Raw genomic sequence first — 16,609 nt, 5'->3', positions numbered from 1 at the left:
TGAGCTGATTCCCCCGCAGCAAGGGTAGTCTACGTTATGGATTCCGGTGCGCCAATCTCGGCACGCGACACCTTCCGGCAAGTCTGCAGGGAGACCGTGACGGCATGAAGGCCAATCCTGTCTCGATCGCCCGCTGGATGATGCTGGCCGGTGCGGCCGGGTTTCTGGTCCTGCTAGCGCTGACCAGCTGGGCCCTGCGTGACCAGATCTACCAGACCTTCCAGGACCCCGGCGAACCCTTCCAGACCTACACCCCGCCGCGCGGCGCCAATTATGCCAGCGCCGAGGCCTGGTTCGCCCGCGGCACCTTCACCGGCGAGGACGAGCCGGCGGTCTTCTTCGTGCACCCCACCACCTATTCGGGCGGTTCGAACTGGAATGCCGAGCTGGACAAGGAGCGCGCCGTCGAGGCGGTGACGCGCACCATGCTGCCCAATTATGCCGCGCCCTTCGCCAATTCCGGCGTGCTCTTTGCGCCGAAATACCGCCAGGCGGCGCTCTATACCTTCATGAATAATCGCGAGGATTCGATCCTGGCGCGGCAGTTTGCCTATGGTGATGTCGAACGCGCCTTCGAGGCTTTCCTGATGCAGGCAGGCGATGACCGGCCGATCCTGCTGGCCGGGGTCGGCCAGGGCGGGTTCCACGTGCTGGGCCTGCTGATCGAACGGGTCGCGCCCGATCCGGAACTGCGCGAGCGGCTGATCGCGGCCTATATCCTCGAATCGCCGGTCCCGCTGGACCTGTTCAACACTGTTCTGGCCGATATCCCGCCCTGCGAGACGCCCGAGGATGTGCGCTGCGTGCTGGCCTATTCCTACGCCCGCCCGGGCGAGGAGGCCCGTATCCGCATCCTCACCGAACGCTCGATGACCTGGACGCCGCGCGGCGGTCTGGACTTTGTCGACGGGCGCGGCCTCCTGTGCGTCAATCCGATCCTGTCGGCGCGCACGGCGGAATACGCCTCGGCACGCCTGCATCGCGGCGGTGTCGCGGCTGAAGGCCTGCCGCCGGATTCAACGCCAGCACCCGTGCCCGGGCAGACCGGTGCCCAGTGCGGTGACGGAATCCTGTTCGTGGAGGAGCCGGACTATGCCGATCTGCGCCGCCCCAACCGGATGGCCGAGGAATACCGCGTCCCGCCCTTCAACCTCTTCTACGAGGATCTGCGGCTGGATGCGGCGCGGCGCAGCCTCAATCTCTCGACCATCCTGCAGGAGGAGCGCCGCTGGGCGCCGGCACTGGACGGAATCGAGGAAGTCGAGGATGCGCCTGTCGTACCCATCCCCGACCGCAGGGAATTCCGCTAGAGGCCTTTCGCCAGCGCATCGAACTCCAAAAGACGGGCCGCCAGGGCTTCGAATTCGCTCAGCGGCACCATGTTGGGGCCGTCCGACGGGGCATTGTCGGGATCCGGATGGGTTTCCATGAAGACGGCGGCAACGCCCACGGAGACGGCCGCACGCGCCAGGGTCGGCACGAATTCGCGCTGGCCGCCGGAGGTCGTGCCCTGCCCGCCGGGCTGTTGCACGGAATGGGTCGCGTCGAACACGACGGGTGCGCCGAAGCTGGCCATGATCGGCAGTGAACGCATGTCGGAGACGAGCGTGTTATAGCCGAAGCTGGCGCCGCGCTCACAGGCCATGACATTCGGATTGCCGGCATCGGCCACTTTGGCGATGACATTCTTCATGTCCCAGGGCGCCAGGAACTGGCCCTTTTTCACATTCACCGGCTTGCCGGTTTCGGCCGCCGCGATCAGCAGATCGGTCTGGCGGCACAGGAAGGCCGGGATCTGGATCACGTCGACGGCCTGGGCGGCGAGCTTGGCCTGCTCGGCCGTGTGCACATCGGTCAGCACCGGCAGGCCAGTCTTCTCGCGGATCTCGGCAAATACCGGCAGCGAGGCTTCCAGCCCCATGCCGCGCGCGCTCGAGAGCGAGGTGCGGTTCGCCTTGTCGTAGGACGTCTTGTAGATCAGGCCGACATCGAGACGGTCGGCGATCTCGCGCAATTGCTGGGAGACTTCCAGCCCGTGTTCGCGGCTTTCCAGCTGGCAGGGGCCGGCGATGAAGGTGAGCTTGCGGTCATTGCCGATCTCGATCGGATCGCGACCGGGACGGGGTACGGAAATCACGGAATTGACCTGGCTCATTCACGGCCTCCTTCGGGCCTCGTTCTGCAGCCGGCCTGCCGCCGGCGCTGGTGTCGCTCGCCTGATCCGATATCGGGTCGGCGGCGTATTCAGACAAGGCCCTTATCGATCCACAGGACACTCATGGCAACTGCAACCGCCACCGCACCTGCACTCGTCTGGTTCCGGCGCGACCTTCGCCTGGCCGACAATCCGGCACTGCATGCCGCGGTCCAGAGCGGCCGCCCGCTCCTGTTTGTCTATATTCGTGAAGACGATAAGGCCCTGCGCCTGTCACCGGGCGCGGCGGCGGACTGGTGGCTGCATCATTCGCTGACCGCCCTTGCGGCCGATATCGAACGCCTGGGCGGAAGGCTCAGCCTGCGCCAGGGCGCGGCGGCCGATCTGATCCCGCAGATCGTACGCGAGGCCGGCGTGCGCGAGGTTTTCTGGAACCGGGTCGACTGGCCCTGGATCGCTGCGCGCGACCGCGATATCGCCGAGGCGCTGCAGGCGGCGGATGTCCGGCCGCGCGCCTTCCGCGCCACGACCCTGATCGATCCGGCCAGCGTGCTCAACGGCTCCGGCCAGCCCTACAAGGTGTTCAGCGCCTTCTGGCGGGCCGCACAGAAAGACTTTTCGCCCCGCGCGCCCCTGCCCTCACCGGACAGGCTGATCGCAGCCGATGCGATTGCCAGCGACGATCTGGCAGACTGGGAGCTGCTGCCGGTCAAGCCCGACTGGGCCGCCGGTTTCCATGATCGCTGGACGCCCGGCGAAGCGGCGGCCCGCAAACAGCTTGAAACCTTCCTCGGCGAGGCGCTGCCCGACTACAAGACCCATCGCGACCGGCCCGACCTGTTCGGCACGTCACGCCTGTCGCCGCATCTGGGCTGGGGCGAGATTTCGCCCCGCACGGTCTGGCACCGCGTCCAGCTGCAGGCCGAGCGCGGGCAGTCCTTCGGGGCAGCCGAAAAATACCTCGCGGAAATCGGCTGGCGCGACTTTGCCTATTATCTGGTGCATCATTTCGGCGATCTGCGGCAGAAGAATTTCGACCCGCGCTTCGATCACTTCCCCTGGCGCGACAATCCCGAAGGCCTCGAGGCCTGGCAGCGCGGCCGGACCGGTATTCCCATGGTCGATGCGGCGATGCGCGAGCTCTGGAAGACCGGCTGGATGCACAATCGTCCGCGCATGATCACCGCCTCCTACCTGATCAAGCATATCGGCTGTCACTGGCGTGACGGCATGGCCTGGTTCGAGGATACGCTGGTCGATGCCGATCCGGTGGTGAATGCCGCAAGCTGGCAATGGGTCGCCGGCTCCGGCGCCGATGCGGCGCCCTATTTCCGCATCTTCAATCCGGCGACCCAGGGCGAGAAATTCGACCCGGACGGCCATTATGTCCGCCGCTGGGTGCCCGAGCTCGTCAGTCTTTCGACACGCGACATCCATGCGCCCTGGGAGGTGTCGGCCGGACAGCTTGCATCGCAGGGCGTGGAGCTGGGACGCAGCTATCCGCGCCCCGTCGTCGACCTGAAAGCGGGACGTGAGGCCGCTCTCGCCGCCTTCGAACAGATGAAGTCGCAAACCGCCGAAGAGAACGCCTAGGCGTCCTGCAGGACGTAGCGGATCGACTGGCCGCGCGCTTCGAACGCGCAACCGACCCAGCGGCCTTCCGCGTCGTACCAGAGGTCGACCGTCAGCGTGCCGGTCATGCGGATACGGCGCGCCTCGATCGTGCCGGATGCCGTCTCGATCGTCTCCAGGCCCAGATCCTCGATCTCCACGGGCATGGGCTCGCCGGTTTCGGTATTCAGGATCCGCGTGAGCGCCACGTCATAGCCCAGCCAGTGGCTTGAGGGCATCAGGTCGGCAAGACCGGCATCGCTGCCGCGTTCGACATCGACCGCAACCCGGTCGCCATCCTTCAGCGTCTCGGCTTCCAGCGAGACGAGCTGACCGTCGCGCCAGACTTCTTCTGAGGAATGCTCGTAGCGAAAGACGGTTATCGGGCCCAGGCCCGCCCGGAGTTCGATATCGATATCGACCAGGAGAGCCCCGTCCTGCCCCGCATCGAAGCGGACTTCGTGCCGCCCGAACTCCTGACCATTGCGCAGGACGTCGAACACGAGATCGGCGGGCGGTTCGGCTGGCACGGGCGCCGGCGATGCGACGGCCGTCAGCAGGATCAGGGCGAGCGTTTTCATACCCGGTTCTACGCACCAAGCTGCAATCCGGATCGCCGGATTTGCGTTTTGTTGCTGGAGGCCCGACAAGTCGATGCCTATATCGCCCGCAACGTCCGCAAAACTGGAGAGCGCCCGTGACCCCCGCCAAGTCCGTTATCGACCTGATCGGAAACACGCCGCTGATCCGGCTCAACGCAGCCTCCGAGGCGACGGGCTGCGAGATCCTCGGCAAGGCGGAATTTCTCAACCCCGGCGGATCGATCAAGGACCGGGCCGCGCTGGGCATCATCCGTGCGGCGGAGAAATCCGGCGCACTGAAACCCGGCGGTACGATCGTGGAAGGCACGGCCGGCAATACCGGGATCGGTCTGGCCATGGTCGGCGCTGCCCTGGGCTACAAGGTGGTGATTGTCTTCCCGCGCACCCAGTCGAAGGAAAAGAAGGACGCGATCCGGCTTCTCGGCGCCGAGCTGATCGAGGTCGATGCCGTCCCCTATTCCAACCCCAATCACTATGCGCGCTATTCCGGCACGCTGGCCGAGGAACTGGCCAAGAGCGAACCCAATGGGGCGATCTGGGCCAACCAGTTCGACAATACCGCCAATCGCGATTTCCACGCGGCCACGACGGCGCAGGAAGTCTGGGACCAGACGGACGGCAAGGTCGACGGCTTCATCTGTGCAGTCGGTTCGGGCGGCACGCTGGGCGGCCTGTCGGCCGGGCTGAAGGCGAAAAATCCCGATGTGCAGATCGGTATCGCCGATCCCGGCGGTGCAGCGCTCTACGGCTATTTCGCCCATGGCGAGCTGAAATCAGAAGGCACCTCCATCACCGAAGGTATCGGCCAGAGCCGCATCACGGCCAATCTCGTCGATACCAAGGTCGACCGGGCCTATCGCATCTCCGACGAGGAAGCCCTGCCCCTGATCTTCGATCTGATCACGCAGGAAGGCCTTTGCCTGGGCGGATCGTCGGGGGTGAATATCGCCGGTGCCATCCGCATGGCGCGCGATATGGGCCCCGGCCACACCATCGTGACCGTGCTGTGCGATCACGGCTCGCGCTACCAGTCCAAGCTCTACAATCCCGACTTCCTGCGCGAGAAGGGCCTGCCGGTGCCGGCCTGGATGGAGGCATGACCGACCCGGTCATCTCCGTCGCCGATGCTCTCAGGCAGCACGGCGCCGCCGAAACCGTCTTTCTCGACGCGACCTGGACTTTCGAGGGCGGGCCGCAGCCGCGCGTGACGGGTTATATTCCGGGCGCCCGGCCGATCGATATCGACACGGTGAAGGACGAGACCTCGCCCCTGCCCCACATGCTGCCGCCGCCGGACGTCTTCGAGCGTCATGCCCGCGCCCTGGGGATCGACCGGGACAGCGAGCTGATCGTCTATGACCGCATGGGCCTGTTCAGCGCAGCGCGCGTGTGGTGGATGTTCCGGGCGATGGGACATGAGGCCGTACGCGTGCTGAGCGGCGGACTGCCGCTCTGGCTGGCCGAGGGCGGCCCGGTCGAGACCAGGCCCGCAGAGACCTGGTCACAAGGGAACTTCACGGCTGAATTCCAGCCTCGGCGTCTCGCCGGCCGAGAGGCTGTGCTGGATGCAGTCGCATCCGGCACGCACCAGATTCTCGATGCCCGTCCCGCAGCGCGCTTTGCCGGCAAGACAGCCGAACCGCGCCCCGGCATGCGTAGCGGACACATGCCCGGCGCGTTGAGCCTGCCCTTCGCGGGACTGCTGGACGCGCACGGGCGACTCATCGGCGACGCCATTGGTTTTCATGATGCGGGTCTGCGCGACGATACGCCCGTCATTACCACTTGCGGCTCCGGGGTGACGGCCTGCATCCTTGCGCTTGCCCTGGAGCGCGAAGGCCGCACGGCCGCTGTCTATGACGGGTCCTGGGCAGAATGGGGCAGCCGCAGCGATACGCCTGTCGAAACAGATTGAGGGACTTGATGAAGGACGAAACCCGGCTCACCCGGCTTGGACGGCCGCACGACGAACGCGGACAGGTCAATCCGTCTGTCGCCCGCGGCTCGACCATGCTCGCCCCGTCAGCGGCCGAGCTTTACGACTTCCCGCAGGGGCGCGTGCATTACGGCCGGGTCGGTCTGGAAACCCACCAGGCCCTGCGCGGGGCGCTGACCGAGCTGCAGGGCGGTGCGGGCTGTGCCCTCACCTCCTCCGGCCTGATGGCCAACACGCTCTCCATCCTGGCTTCGGTCGAGGCTGGCGGGACGGTGCTGGCGGCCGATTGCATCTACGGACCGGTGCGCAATTTCCTTCTGACCACCATGCCGAAATTCGGCGTGAAGACGGAATTCTTCGCGCCGCGCATGGGCGCGGAGATCGCCGATCTTATCACGGACGAAACCCAGGCCATCCTGCTGGAATCGCCCGGCTCCCTGACGATGGAGATGCAGGATATTCCGGCCATCGCCAAGGTCGCGCGCGAGAAAGGCGTCATCACCATTATCGACGATACCTGGAGCGCGGGGCTGACCCTGAAACCGCTGCAGCTGGGCGTCGATTATGCCGCCCAGGCGCTGACCAAATATGTCGGCGGGCATTCCGATCTCCTGATGGGCGCCGTGGTGGCGCGAGACGAGGCGCTGTTTGCGCGCCTGCAGGCGACCGAGCGGAGCTTCGGCTTCCACACCGCGCCCGACGATGTCTATCTCGCCCTGCGCGGCCTGCGCTCGATGGCGGTGCGGATGGAGCGCAGCTTTGCGTCTTCGATGGCCATCGCCGACTGGCTGAAATCGCGTCCGGAGACCGGCCGTATCCTGCACCCGGCTCATGCCGACCATCCCGACAACGCCCTGTTCCAGCGCGACTTTACCGGCGGCTGCGGCCTGTTCTCGGTGGAGTTCCCCGGCTGGGACATTCCGAAGAGCGAGCGCTTCCTCGATGCGCTCGACGTGTTCGGCATGGGCTTTTCCTGGGGCGGCTATGAGAGCCTGGCGATCCATTGCGACCCCCAGCTCAAGCGCACCAAGACCGCGCACCGCCATGACGGCGCCCTGATCCGCTTCGCCATCGGCCTGGAAGCGCCGGAAGACCTCATCGCCGATCTGGAACGGGGGTTCGCCGCCGTCGCCTGATCCAGCACGAAAGGGACGTAGACATGTGGCTTTTTCTTCTGTGGTGGCTGGTCGACGATCACATCGCCGCCGCGCTCGACGCCCCCGGTGTCGGCGAATTGCCGATCTGGGTCCCCCTGATCATCGGCATCGCCTTTTCGGTGACCTTCTCCGCAAACGGAGGCGGACGCAGACGGGATTGACCGCGCCTGTCGGCTCGCTACATGTCCAGCAGGCTGAGCATCAGATGGCCGGAAATCAGCTTGTACAAAAAGGCGGTCCGATCGCCGCTGCCGCCTGTACCGGCTTCGCCCAGAAGCCGGATGAAGTTCGCGATCTGAAGTGCGTAGAAGTCTTCCATCGCCGCGTGCATGGAGGGCGTGCGTCCGGCCAGAAGACCGATATTGAGATGGGCGCGCGTCGCCGCCTGTCCCTCTTCGAGATAGAATTCGGTCAAGGTCTCCACCAGGCTGTCCATGTCCCAGGAAGTCGGGCCCGCAGTGCTCGCGCTGTTCGCCAGTGCGTGCTGCGCTCTCTCGATCAGGCGTTCGAGCGCCGCTTCGAAGATTTCGGTCTTGGATGCGAAGTAATAGGTCGTGGCCGACAATGAGAGGCCGGCCTGGCGTGCCAGGCTGCGGTGGGACATCGCGCGCAGGGCGTCGTCGGCCAGAAGGTCGATTGCGGCATCCAGGATCTGCTCGCGCGGGGTCGTGACCGGGGCCCCAGCCACTGAAGGCGCCGGCCCGACGCCGGGCGTCCGGTGCCGATGACGCGGCAAGCCCGGTCCGGCGAAGGCTTCTTCGAGCTCACGATCGAGCGCGAACAGGTGATGGGGGCCATGTCCGCGAGCCGCATGGGTGAGCAAGGCTCCCACGACCAGCGCAAAAGCCGTACGCGGCTCGCGCGGCTGCCGCGCCTCCCCCAGACATCGCACGATCCGGCGCAGACCGGCCGCAAGACGCACGATGCGACGACGATAATCCGCGTCGTCGAGTGCGAGAAAGGCGATTTCCAGGATCGCCAGGCCGTGTCCCTGGGGTCCCAGCGCCTGCATTACCAGCTGAGCCCATATTCGCGGACCGCTCGCCTCCTTTGACGAATAGGCCGCCAGCTCTTCTGCCACAAGACGGACCCGATTGCAGAAATCAGAGAGCACCCGGTCTGCCGCTGCAGCACGCAGGGCTCCAACCGTGGGGAAGTGATAGGCGGCGAGGGATTTTTGCAAGCCGGTACGGGCCGACACCTGCCCGAAGCTCACAGCACCAGGCCCCGCCTCCAGCCAGAGCGCCGCCGCGCAGTCGGCCAGCCGTCTACGGGCCGTGTCAGCCGTGCTCGCAATGTCCGTCACATTCTTCCCCGTCCTGTTTGCTCCGTCATAGGCAGTTTCGGCAGAAAGAACAAACCGAATTCTGCCAAAGGCATCATAAAACTGAACGAACGTACTATTGAGGCCGTCACAACACCGTCACGTATATCTGTCATATCGCGCCTCATGAACGACAACTCGATGCCGTTGACGTAGTTTTACTGAACATTCGTACCGGGCTCGCTCGAGCCGGTGGCAAGTTGGGGATTGCACCATGAGAAAAACCGCCTTGATGCGCGCGGCCGCGTTCGCCGCCATCGCCGCCGCCGGCCTTCCGCTGCCGGCAAGTGCCCAGTCCGGCCAGGTTTCGGAGGAGACCGATGCCGACGTCATCGTCGTCACGGCCCAGAAACGAGAGCAGCGCGCCCAAGACGTCGCCGCCAGCCTGGACGTCCTGACCGCCGACGCTCTGGAGAATGCCCGCCTGCTGGACATCGCAGCCCTGGCATCCGGCATCGCCGGGCTCGATATGGCCGAATTCGCCGACGGCCAGTATCGCCTTGCCTATCGTGGTATCGGGGCCACCGGCACATCGGACAACCAGAATTTCTCGACGGCCATCGATGGCGTCATCGCTCCCTACAACAACACCTACCGCCTGCTGGACGTGGAACGCGTGGAAGTCCTCAAGGGACCGCAGGGCACACTCTACGGCCGCAACACCAATGCCGGCGTTGTCAGCATCGTCACGCGCGATGGCAGCGAAGGCGATGCTGGCTCAGTCACGGTTTATGGCGGCAGCGGCGAAACCTACGGCCTGCGTGCGGCTCTCGGCGGGCCGCTGGAGGAAAGCAATCTCTTCTTCCGCCTCGCTGGCCGGTACGAACAGAGTGAGGGTTTCATCGAGAATACCGTGCTCGGTCTGGACGATGCGCATGCCACCGAGGATTTCACCCTGCGCGGAACGGCCGGCTGGGACAATGGGGACTGGCGGGTTGTGGGGCGGCTGACTTATGACCGTTATGACAACAATGCCGACAATCTCGTGCCGGTACAGACGCCGGGTGAAAGCATCGCGCCGGACCTGGGAACGGGCTACGGTCAGCTGGTTCTGCCGGTCGTGACAATCGAGGGCCCGCTCCTCGGCGCCGATTTCACCTCCATCACCGCTTATGCCAGTGCCGACCGCATCGCACGCTTCTCGGCGGTGCTGTCTCCGGTCCTTCTGGGCCAGGAAGACCGGTTCGACAGCTTTTCCCAGGAATTCCGTCTCGCCGGCGATGCGCCGCTCTTCGGCCATGCGTCGAGCTGGGTCGCCGGCCTCTACTTCCTGGACGAGCGCCACGCCTTCCGCAGCACGACTCTCTTCACACCGCTCAACCTGCTTCTGCTCGACCAGTCCCAGCGGCAGTCGACCCGCGCCATCGCCCTGTTCGGTGAGGCTGAGACCCAGCTGTCGCAGGACTGGACACTGACCACGGGCCTGCGCCTGGCCTTCGAAGATCAGGACGCAGACTATCGCGTTGCCGCGGGCGCCCCGCTGCAGTCGCACTCCGACGACTATACCTCGCTCCAGCCCAAGCTTGTGCTTGCCTGGCGGCCGCAGGATGACATGCAGGTCTACGGCTCGGTCACGCGCGGCTTCCGGGCCGGCTCGATCTTCATCTCGAACCCGGGCGATCCGGGTTATGACCAGGAAGACGTCTGGCAATACGAGCTTGGACTGAAGGGCGTATTTCTGGACGGCGCGCTCGAGATCGATGCCGCGGCCTTCTACATCGACTGGACCGACATGCAGATCCAGCGCAGCGTCGTCCTGTCCACCTCGCCTTTCCAGACAGGCACTGTGGTCGACAACGCCTCCAGCGCCCGCTCTGCCGGCTTTGAGCTGGGCGCCCGCTACTCCCCGACCGACAGGCTGGAACTGTTTGCATCGGCAAGCCTGACCGATGCCGAGTACGAGGATTTCCGCACGTTTGACACACTCGGCAACCCGCTGGACTACAGCGGCAACCGGATCGAACTGATCCCGGAAACCGCGCTGACCGCCGGGGCGGTTTATACGCACCCGTCCGGCGTCTTCGCGTCAATCGATGCCACACACTATGGCGAGATGGCCTATGACGCGGCCAATACGGACTTCCAGTCCGAATACACCACGCTCAACGCCACGCTGGCCTACGACGCCGAGGCATTCCGGATCGCCCTGAGCGGACGCAATCTGACGGATGAGGAATATTTCACCCGCGGTCTCGTGGTCGCCGGGGCCGGGACGTTCGGTTACCCGGCCGATCCGCGCACCGTCATGCTGGAAGTCACCACCCGCTTCGGCGGCGATACCCGGCCGCGCTGAGGAGAATGGCCATGATCAACCGCCGCACACTGCTTCTCGCTCTGTCCGCAACGACGTTTGCGGCCACGGCCCGCCCGGCCTTTGCCGCACACGCCGTACCAAGCCGGCTCGCGCCGGATGTCTACCCCCAGGGCGTGGCCTCGGGCGATCCGACAGAGGATGGCATCGTTTTGTGGACCCGTATGCTGCCGCCTGAAGCCGGCGGGACTGCCAGCGGCCACCTGGAAGTCGCAACCGACGCCGGCTTTGCTTCGCTCATTGTCGAGCGGGCAGTCGAGACGGGGCCCGACGCGGACTACACCGTGCGTGTCGTGGTCGACGGCCTGCAGCCGGGTCAGCGCCTTTACTACCGTTTCCTGCGCGACGACGGCGCGATGTCGCCAACGGGAATGTCACGCACAGCCCCGGCAGCGGACAGCGCCGAGGACGTACAGTTCGCCTTTGCATCGTGCCAGAATTTCCAGACCGGCCATTATCACGCCTACCGCCACCTGCTCACCCGGGGGGAAGACGGCGCCGATCTGGATTTCGTGCTTTTCCTCGGCGACTTCATCTATGAGCAGATCTTTGCCATGAGCGGGCTCGCCCGCGATCTCGCCTGGCCGGAAACGGACGGCGCGCGCACCGATCATGCCGTCACGCTTGACGATTATCGCCATCTGTATCGCACCTATCTGTCGGATCCGTGGCTGCAGCGCGCCCGGGGACGCTGGCCTTTCCTGTCGATCTGGGACGACCATGAATTCTCCAACAATTCCTGGCAGTCCGTCTCGACCTATGACCCCGCCGGCACGCCGGCGCAGGAACGAAAGATGGCCGCGAACCAGGCCTGGTTCGAATACATTCCGGCACGCCTGTCAGGCCTTGCCGGAGACCAGTTCGCCCGGGACTTCGAACTTGCCGATGTCGCGAACGCCGCACTGGACACGCCGGAAGGTGCGGCGGCGAACGAGACTGCCACGCATAGCCTGGTCATTCCGCGGCGCTTGCGCTGGGGCGCGCGGCTGGACCTGTTTCTGACCGACAGCCGGTCCTTCCGGTCGGAACACCCCATACCGCCCGAGCGCGCCCTGGAGCTTTCCTTCCACCCCCATGCAATCCTTCCGGTCGAGGAGGTCGCGCGCTGGGATGCCGGACGCGCGGCGGCGGATCCCGTCGCCGATCGGCCGGTCGGCACAATGTGGGGCGATACACAGAAAGCCTGGCTGAAGCGCTCGTTGAAACAGTCGGATGCCACATGGAAAGTCTGTGCCCTGTCGGTGCCCATGTCGTCGATGACACTGGATTACACCTTCGTGCGTCACGAGATCGAACCGGTCGAGACGGCGATGAACATCGACGCGTTCGACGGCTATCCCGCCGAACGTCTCGAATTCCTGCGCTACGTGCAGGCAGAGAACATCGAAAACGTCGTTTCGCTCACCGGCGACCACCACATGCATTTCTCCAGCGTGCTGGGCGAAGGGCTGGACTGCGGGCCGTCGGCCAACGAGTTTGCCGTGGCAGGGATATCCTCCACGAATTATTTCCGGGTCTTCGACCTGCATGTACGCCGGCTTTATCCGGACGGGATGATCCCGCGCCTGTTCTCCGATGCCGGGCCCGGCGGCGAGCGGGTGGCCTGGCTCAATTCGACCATCCTCTACGGACACGCCCGGACCGCCGGCTGGCTCGAAACCGGCGCCCCCGATGCCGAGGCCCTGACAACAGCCGAGCGACGCAATACGGGCCTTCGTTATCTGGACAGCGACGCCTACGGCATCGCCCTTGCCAGGGCCACAGCCGACCGGTTCGACGTGGAATATCTTGTCTTCACACATGAAGACATGATGCGTCCCGCGCACGAGGCAGAGCCGGCCATCGCGCCCGCACGGCGCACGCGGATCACGGTGCCTTCCGGGCGTCCCGAACAGTCGGCCCCTGAATTCATCGGCGGTGCGCCCTTCCCCTACACCGCAGACTAGATCCACGCCGTATCGACACGAAAAGCGCCCCGGACACACGGTCCGGGGCGCTCTTCATTGCGCGTTGCCATCGGTAATGGCGTCGATGCTCGTACGAAATACGCGGGGGCTGCGGGGACTTGCACGTCAGGAACATGCTCCCTTGTTCAATCTCCGAACAGTTCGTGAAAGCGGGCGCGGGCCAGTTCCAGACCGTCTTCGGTGAACCGGACGGACTTCGCCCGGCTCGCCGGGTCGGAAATGAGGCCCTGGGCATGCAGTCGATCGAGGGCGCTCCAGTCGAAGCTCTTCCATGCCCTGTCGCCATCGTGCAGACCGAGATAAAGCAGGGCCAGAACAGCCCTGTCGATCGCCTCGTCGCGCGGGGCCGGGGCTGCGACGACGTCAGAATCCGGCCGCGCAGCCGTCGTGTCCAACCAGGCCAGAGCCATTTCGGTCGCCTCCCAGGCCGAACTGGCGCTTTCGGTATAGACGATCGCTTCGCTGGCATCGCCAGGAGTGTAGAAGTCCGGAAGCCTTTTCGGCATGGCCTTTTTCCCCAGCAGATAGCCAGGAACAAGGGGGTTGGCGTCCGTGGCCTGCGACAGCCACTTGCGGGATGCTGCACTGTCGCCGCTCTGACGGAAGGACAACAAAGCCCGGGCATAGAGCCATGCAGCGGATTCGTCCTCGCGATATTGCTTGAAGAGCGTTTTTGCTTCGCTGTCGCGACCGGTGGTGAGAAGCGTGTCCATCAGCGCGTACCGGACGCCCTGATTGTCGTCTGGGTTGAGGCGCAGCAGGTCCATATAATGTTCGATCGCCTCGTTATGATGGCCCAGCCTGAGCAACGCGTCGGCCAGACCCTGGCGTGCGCGCATATACGGCCGGGTTTCGATCAGCCCCCAGAAGAGCCCGGCGTCTTCTTTGAAAACTGTATTGCCCAGAGCCTTTTCACCTGCTTCGACCCCTTGCCTGTACAGGTTGAGCGCCTCTTCGTCGCTCCCCGCCTCCAAAGCCAGGATAACGTAGGCGTCAGAGCAGAGAGGGGAAATCGCCAGCGCCTCCCTCGCCAGGGCCGTTCGCTTGGCCTTGCTTGGAGCATCCCAGGCATCGAACGCCTTGTCCTGGGCCCGGTCCAATGCATCCTCGTCAATCATAGTACAACCTTCTTCGTACCCGTTTCGATCTCATACTCACACGGCGCTGCGTTTCCAGAACAGACTGTAGCGCAATCACCTGGAGATCGTCGATCTGGGGAAAATTCCGTTGGTCCGGGAACGTGTATCCAAGGTGCATGATGCCGACATCTGTCCCGGCTGCGCGCCGTCATTTGCAAGCGCGCGAACAGCGCTTTTCCTTGTTCCTCTCCGCGCGAGCCAGGCCCAGCACCGCTTTTGGATCAAATCCAAATCCCGCAGGCTTGAGCGCGTTCCATGTGAGCATCGACCCCGCCACCGAAGGCGGAGCCAAGCTCGGGTCGAGCAGAGCGGGAACAAAGGAAAAATGGCGCAGGTGGGAGGACCAGCCTCAAACCCCGCAGCCTTGAGCGCGCTTCGTGTGACCACGAACCCCACCACCGGCCGTGTGACCGGGTACGGGTTCGAGCGGAGCGGGAACAAAGGAAAGATGACGGGCCCGACGCGATCGAGTCCAAACCCCACAGCCCTGAGCGCGTTCCATGTGAGCATCGCCCCCGCCACCGGCAGTGCGACCGGGTACGGGTTCGAGCGGAGCGGAAGCAATCGAGAAATGGCGCCCCCGGCAGGACTCGAACCTGCAACCATCCGCTTAGAAGGCGGGCGCTCTATCCGGTTGAGCTACGGAGGCCAGACAGGCTCCGGTCTAGTGCGACCAGGGCTGTTTGCGATCGGCGGAGAAATTGTCTGCGTAGGACTTCTCGTACCGCTTGGGTTCGTGCGGCTCGACGACCTGGAAGGGGATGCCCTGGCGCTTGGCGTAGGCCACCGCGTCCTCCTGGCTGTCGAACTTCAGGCGGATCTGGCTGCGCATGTCCGAGCTGGACGTCCAGCCCATCAGCGGATCCGGCTTTTTCGCCATCTCCGGCGAAAACTCGAGCACCCACTTCTTCGTCTTGCCGCGGCCCGACTGCATCGCATTGCGGGCCGGACGATAGATCCTCGCGAACATGCGCGTCTCCCATTTCAACCGCATGGACCGGCAAAAAACCGGTCAATGGTCGGGGCGGCAGGATTCGAACCTGCGACCCTCTGGTCCCAAACCAGATGCGCTACCAGGCTGCGCCACACCCCGAATATTGCCCTTATGTAAGCGCCCTCGCCTTTAGGCAAGCCTACTGCGCGTCTTCGGGCGTATCCTGTGCAGGCGTATCCGCATCCGCCTCGCCGGCGGCCTCGGCATCTGTATCTTCGGACGTTTCTTCAGCGGTTTCTTCCGCAGCCGGCGCCGCGTCGTCCGCACCTTCGTCCACATTGCCGAAGAACGCGTGGCGCACCGTGTCGCCCGGGCGGATACCCAGCTCGAATGTGCGGCCCGCCGGCAGTTCCAGAACGCCGGCCACCACGGCGTCCGACGCCAGGCTGCGGCGCGAACCGGCCTGGGCGTGGCCGACAATCTTCACGATTTCGCCGTCCGGCGCGATGAAGACCAGGTCGAGATCGATCAGCGTGTTTTCCATCCACATCGCCGTGCGGCGGGGCGGAGCATAGTGGAACAGCATGCCGGCATCGGGATCCAGCGTCTCGCGCCACATCAGGCCGCGTTCCAGCTGGTCCGGCGTGGTCGCCAGCTCGGCCGTGAAGACATGCCGGCCATCGGCGCTGTCGATGACGACCGGCTCGGGCCCGCCAAACGCGATGGCGGACACTTCCGCGGTGGGACCGGAAACGGTGGTATCGGGCGTTGCGGCCGCCGGTTCGGCGTCCTGCGCCCAGGCCGGCGCGGAAAGGCCGACCAGAAGGGAAAGGATCAAGCTGCGCATGTGCCGGAAGCTAGCGGGCGTCTGCGCGTTGCGCAACGCCGGACAGACGCCGCGAGCCCGTCATCAACAGCCGGATCGAACCTGCCCGGCTCAAACGCCCGGAGCAGGCCGGATTTCCGCAGCCAGAGCGCCCTTGGGCCCCTCGAGGCAGCGCACTTCCAGCGTATCGCCCGGTGCCACATCTTCCAGACCGGCGCGGCGCAGCGTGGCGGCATGCAGGAAGACATCGCCTTCCACTTCCGCGCAATTGACGAAGCCATAGCCGCGCAGCGGATCGAACCACTTCACCACGGCCTGGCAGAAGGGCGCGCTGGAAACGGCATAGGGATGGAAACGCCGGGGCCGCACCTCGGCCTGCGTGTCGCCGCCACTCATCTCGACCAGTTCAATGGCCTGACGCCCCTTGTCGCCGCGGACGGCCTTGCAGACCACTTTGGCGTTCGGCAAGGCCGGACCCTGCCCGAAACGGCGCAGACAGCTGGCGTGGAGCAGGATGTCGCCCTCGCCATCGACCGCGTCAATGAACCCGTACCCGCGCGCGGGATCGTACCACTTAACGCGGCCCTCCAGTTGAAGCACTTCGGTGTCTTCAAGAACATCGTGAGCCAGAACCATGATATCGCTCG

At 65.0% G+C, this 16,609-nt stretch carries 15 protein-coding genes, 2 tRNA genes and 1 pseudogene; 8 read left to right on the top strand and 10 right to left on the bottom strand.

Annotated elements, in window-relative coordinates; genetic code table 11:
• The first annotated feature begins 104 nt into the window (after window positions 1-104).
• Window positions 105-1,310 carry a DUF3089 domain-containing protein gene (locus JJ918_RS12275; protein WP_291887680.1) on the top strand — a complete coding sequence of 402 codons (1,206 nt, stop codon included), beginning with the start codon at window positions 105-107 and terminating at the stop codon, window positions 1,308-1,310.
• Here JJ918_RS12275 and kdsA read toward each other — a convergent pair.
• Complete coding sequence (gene kdsA / locus JJ918_RS12270) at window positions 1,307-2,155, bottom strand: 3-deoxy-8-phosphooctulonate synthase (protein WP_291887677.1); 849 nt, start codon at window positions 2,153-2,155, stop codon at window positions 1,307-1,309. The two genes, JJ918_RS12275 and kdsA, sit on opposite strands and share 4 nt — an antisense overlap.
• Before the next feature lie 123 nt (window positions 2,156-2,278).
• On the opposite strand from kdsA, the gene JJ918_RS12265 reads away from it, so the two are divergent.
• Complete coding sequence (locus JJ918_RS12265) at window positions 2,279-3,748, top strand: deoxyribodipyrimidine photo-lyase (RefSeq protein WP_291887674.1); 1,470 nt, start codon at window positions 2,279-2,281, stop codon at window positions 3,746-3,748.
• Here the strand turns inward: JJ918_RS12265 and JJ918_RS12260 are convergent.
• Complete coding sequence (locus JJ918_RS12260) at window positions 3,745-4,347, bottom strand: DUF6134 family protein (protein ID WP_291887672.1); 603 nt, start codon at window positions 4,345-4,347, stop codon at window positions 3,745-3,747. The two genes, JJ918_RS12265 and JJ918_RS12260, sit on opposite strands and share 4 nt — an antisense overlap.
• A gap of 116 nt (window positions 4,348-4,463) precedes the next feature.
• Between JJ918_RS12260 and JJ918_RS12255 the strand changes: the two genes are divergently transcribed.
• From JJ918_RS12255 to JJ918_RS12240, 4 genes are read left to right on the top strand one after another with little or no spacing between them, the layout of a single operon-like run.
• Window positions 4,464-5,468 (top strand): cysteine synthase A, encoded by a 1,005-nt coding sequence (locus JJ918_RS12255; protein ID WP_291887668.1) that lies wholly within the window; start codon window positions 4,464-4,466, stop codon window positions 5,466-5,468.
• On the top strand, window positions 5,465-6,283 hold the full coding sequence (locus tag JJ918_RS12250; protein WP_291887665.1) for a sulfurtransferase: 819 nt from the start codon (window positions 5,465-5,467) through the stop codon (window positions 6,281-6,283). Before JJ918_RS12255 ends, JJ918_RS12250 begins: the two co-directional genes overlap by 4 nt.
• Window positions 6,284-6,291: 8 nt before the next feature.
• Window positions 6,292-7,440, top strand: coding sequence for a cystathionine beta-lyase (gene metC / locus JJ918_RS12245; protein ID WP_291887663.1), 1,149 nt, complete (start codon window positions 6,292-6,294; stop codon window positions 7,438-7,440).
• Window positions 7,441-7,463: 23 nt separating this feature from the next.
• The gene (locus JJ918_RS12240; RefSeq protein WP_291887660.1) at window positions 7,464-7,622 is read left to right on the top strand and encodes a hypothetical protein; all 159 of its coding nucleotides are present in this window, start codon (window positions 7,464-7,466) and stop codon (window positions 7,620-7,622) included.
• A gap of 17 nt (window positions 7,623-7,639) precedes the next feature.
• Here the strand turns inward: JJ918_RS12240 and JJ918_RS12235 are convergent, their stop codons facing one another.
• Window positions 7,640-8,767: a TetR family transcriptional regulator gene (locus tag JJ918_RS12235; protein WP_291887658.1), complete on the bottom strand. Its 1,128-nt coding sequence runs from the start codon at window positions 8,765-8,767 to the stop codon at window positions 7,640-7,642.
• 232 nt (window positions 8,768-8,999) lie between these two features.
• Here JJ918_RS12235 and JJ918_RS12230 point away from each other — a divergent pair, with 232 nt between their 5' ends.
• Window positions 9,000-11,078, top strand: coding sequence for a TonB-dependent receptor (locus JJ918_RS12230; RefSeq protein ID WP_291887655.1), 2,079 nt, complete (start codon window positions 9,000-9,002; stop codon window positions 11,076-11,078).
• A gap of 11 nt (window positions 11,079-11,089) precedes the next feature.
• Window positions 11,090-13,042 (top strand): alkaline phosphatase D family protein, encoded by a 1,953-nt coding sequence (locus JJ918_RS12225; RefSeq protein WP_291887652.1) that lies wholly within the window; start codon window positions 11,090-11,092, stop codon window positions 13,040-13,042.
• Window positions 13,043-13,188: 146 nt separating this feature from the next.
• On the opposite strand, the gene JJ918_RS17255 is transcribed toward JJ918_RS12225, so the two are convergent.
• From JJ918_RS17255 to JJ918_RS12195, 7 genes and pseudogenes are all read right to left on the bottom strand, one after another.
• Entirely contained in the window at window positions 13,189-13,392 is a 204-nt protein-coding gene (locus tag JJ918_RS17255) for a DUF6429 family protein (protein ID WP_367277705.1), read from the bottom strand.
• A gap of 66 nt (window positions 13,393-13,458) precedes the next feature.
• Window positions 13,459-14,181 (bottom strand): annotated as a pseudogene (locus JJ918_RS12220) (tetratricopeptide repeat protein); the annotation flags it as partial.
• A 593-nt stretch (window positions 14,182-14,774) separates the two neighbouring features.
• Window positions 14,775-14,851 (bottom strand) — tRNA-Arg (locus JJ918_RS12215).
• A gap of 15 nt (window positions 14,852-14,866) precedes the next feature.
• Entirely contained in the window at window positions 14,867-15,172 is a 306-nt protein-coding gene (locus tag JJ918_RS12210) for an ETC complex I subunit (RefSeq protein ID WP_271186568.1), read from the bottom strand.
• Window positions 15,173-15,218: 46 nt separating this feature from the next.
• Window positions 15,219-15,295 (bottom strand) — tRNA-Pro (locus tag JJ918_RS12205).
• A 40-nt stretch (window positions 15,296-15,335) separates the two neighbouring features.
• A complete protein-coding gene (locus tag JJ918_RS12200; protein WP_291887645.1) occupies window positions 15,336-15,974 on the bottom strand; it encodes a DUF192 domain-containing protein in 639 nt (212 codons plus the stop codon).
• Window positions 15,975-16,073: 99 nt separating this feature from the next.
• A partial coding sequence (locus tag JJ918_RS12195) for a cold-shock protein (protein WP_291887642.1) occupies window positions 16,074-16,609 on the bottom strand: 536 nt, incomplete at its 5' end.

Origin of the sequence: Maricaulis sp., from assembly GCF_017642925.1 — a bacterium.
Lineage (GTDB): Bacteria > Pseudomonadota > Alphaproteobacteria > Caulobacterales > Maricaulaceae > Maricaulis.
This window is presented reverse-complemented; position numbering and strand designations above follow the sequence as displayed.

Coding starts and splice junctions, on each gene's coding strand:
- JJ918_RS12275 (WP_291887680.1), top strand. CDS start 105: ATGAAGGCCAATCCTGTCTCGATCGCCCGCTGGATGATGCTGGCCGGT.
- kdsA (WP_291887677.1), bottom strand. CDS start 2,155: ATGAGCCAGGTCAATTCCGTGATTTCCGTACCCCGTCCCGGTCGCGAT.
- JJ918_RS12265 (WP_291887674.1), top strand. CDS start 2,279: ATGGCAACTGCAACCGCCACCGCACCTGCACTCGTCTGGTTCCGGCGC.
- JJ918_RS12260 (WP_291887672.1), bottom strand. CDS start 4,347: ATGAAAACGCTCGCCCTGATCCTGCTGACGGCCGTCGCATCGCCGGCG.
- JJ918_RS12250 (WP_291887665.1), top strand. CDS start 5,465: ATGACCGACCCGGTCATCTCCGTCGCCGATGCTCTCAGGCAGCACGGC.
- metC (WP_291887663.1), top strand. CDS start 6,292: ATGAAGGACGAAACCCGGCTCACCCGGCTTGGACGGCCGCACGACGAA.
- JJ918_RS12240 (WP_291887660.1), top strand. CDS start 7,464: ATGTGGCTTTTTCTTCTGTGGTGGCTGGTCGACGATCACATCGCCGCC.
- JJ918_RS12230 (WP_291887655.1), top strand. CDS start 9,000: ATGAGAAAAACCGCCTTGATGCGCGCGGCCGCGTTCGCCGCCATCGCC.
- JJ918_RS12225 (WP_291887652.1), top strand. CDS start 11,090: ATGATCAACCGCCGCACACTGCTTCTCGCTCTGTCCGCAACGACGTTT.
- JJ918_RS12210 (WP_271186568.1), bottom strand. CDS start 15,172: ATGTTCGCGAGGATCTATCGTCCGGCCCGCAATGCGATGCAGTCGGGC.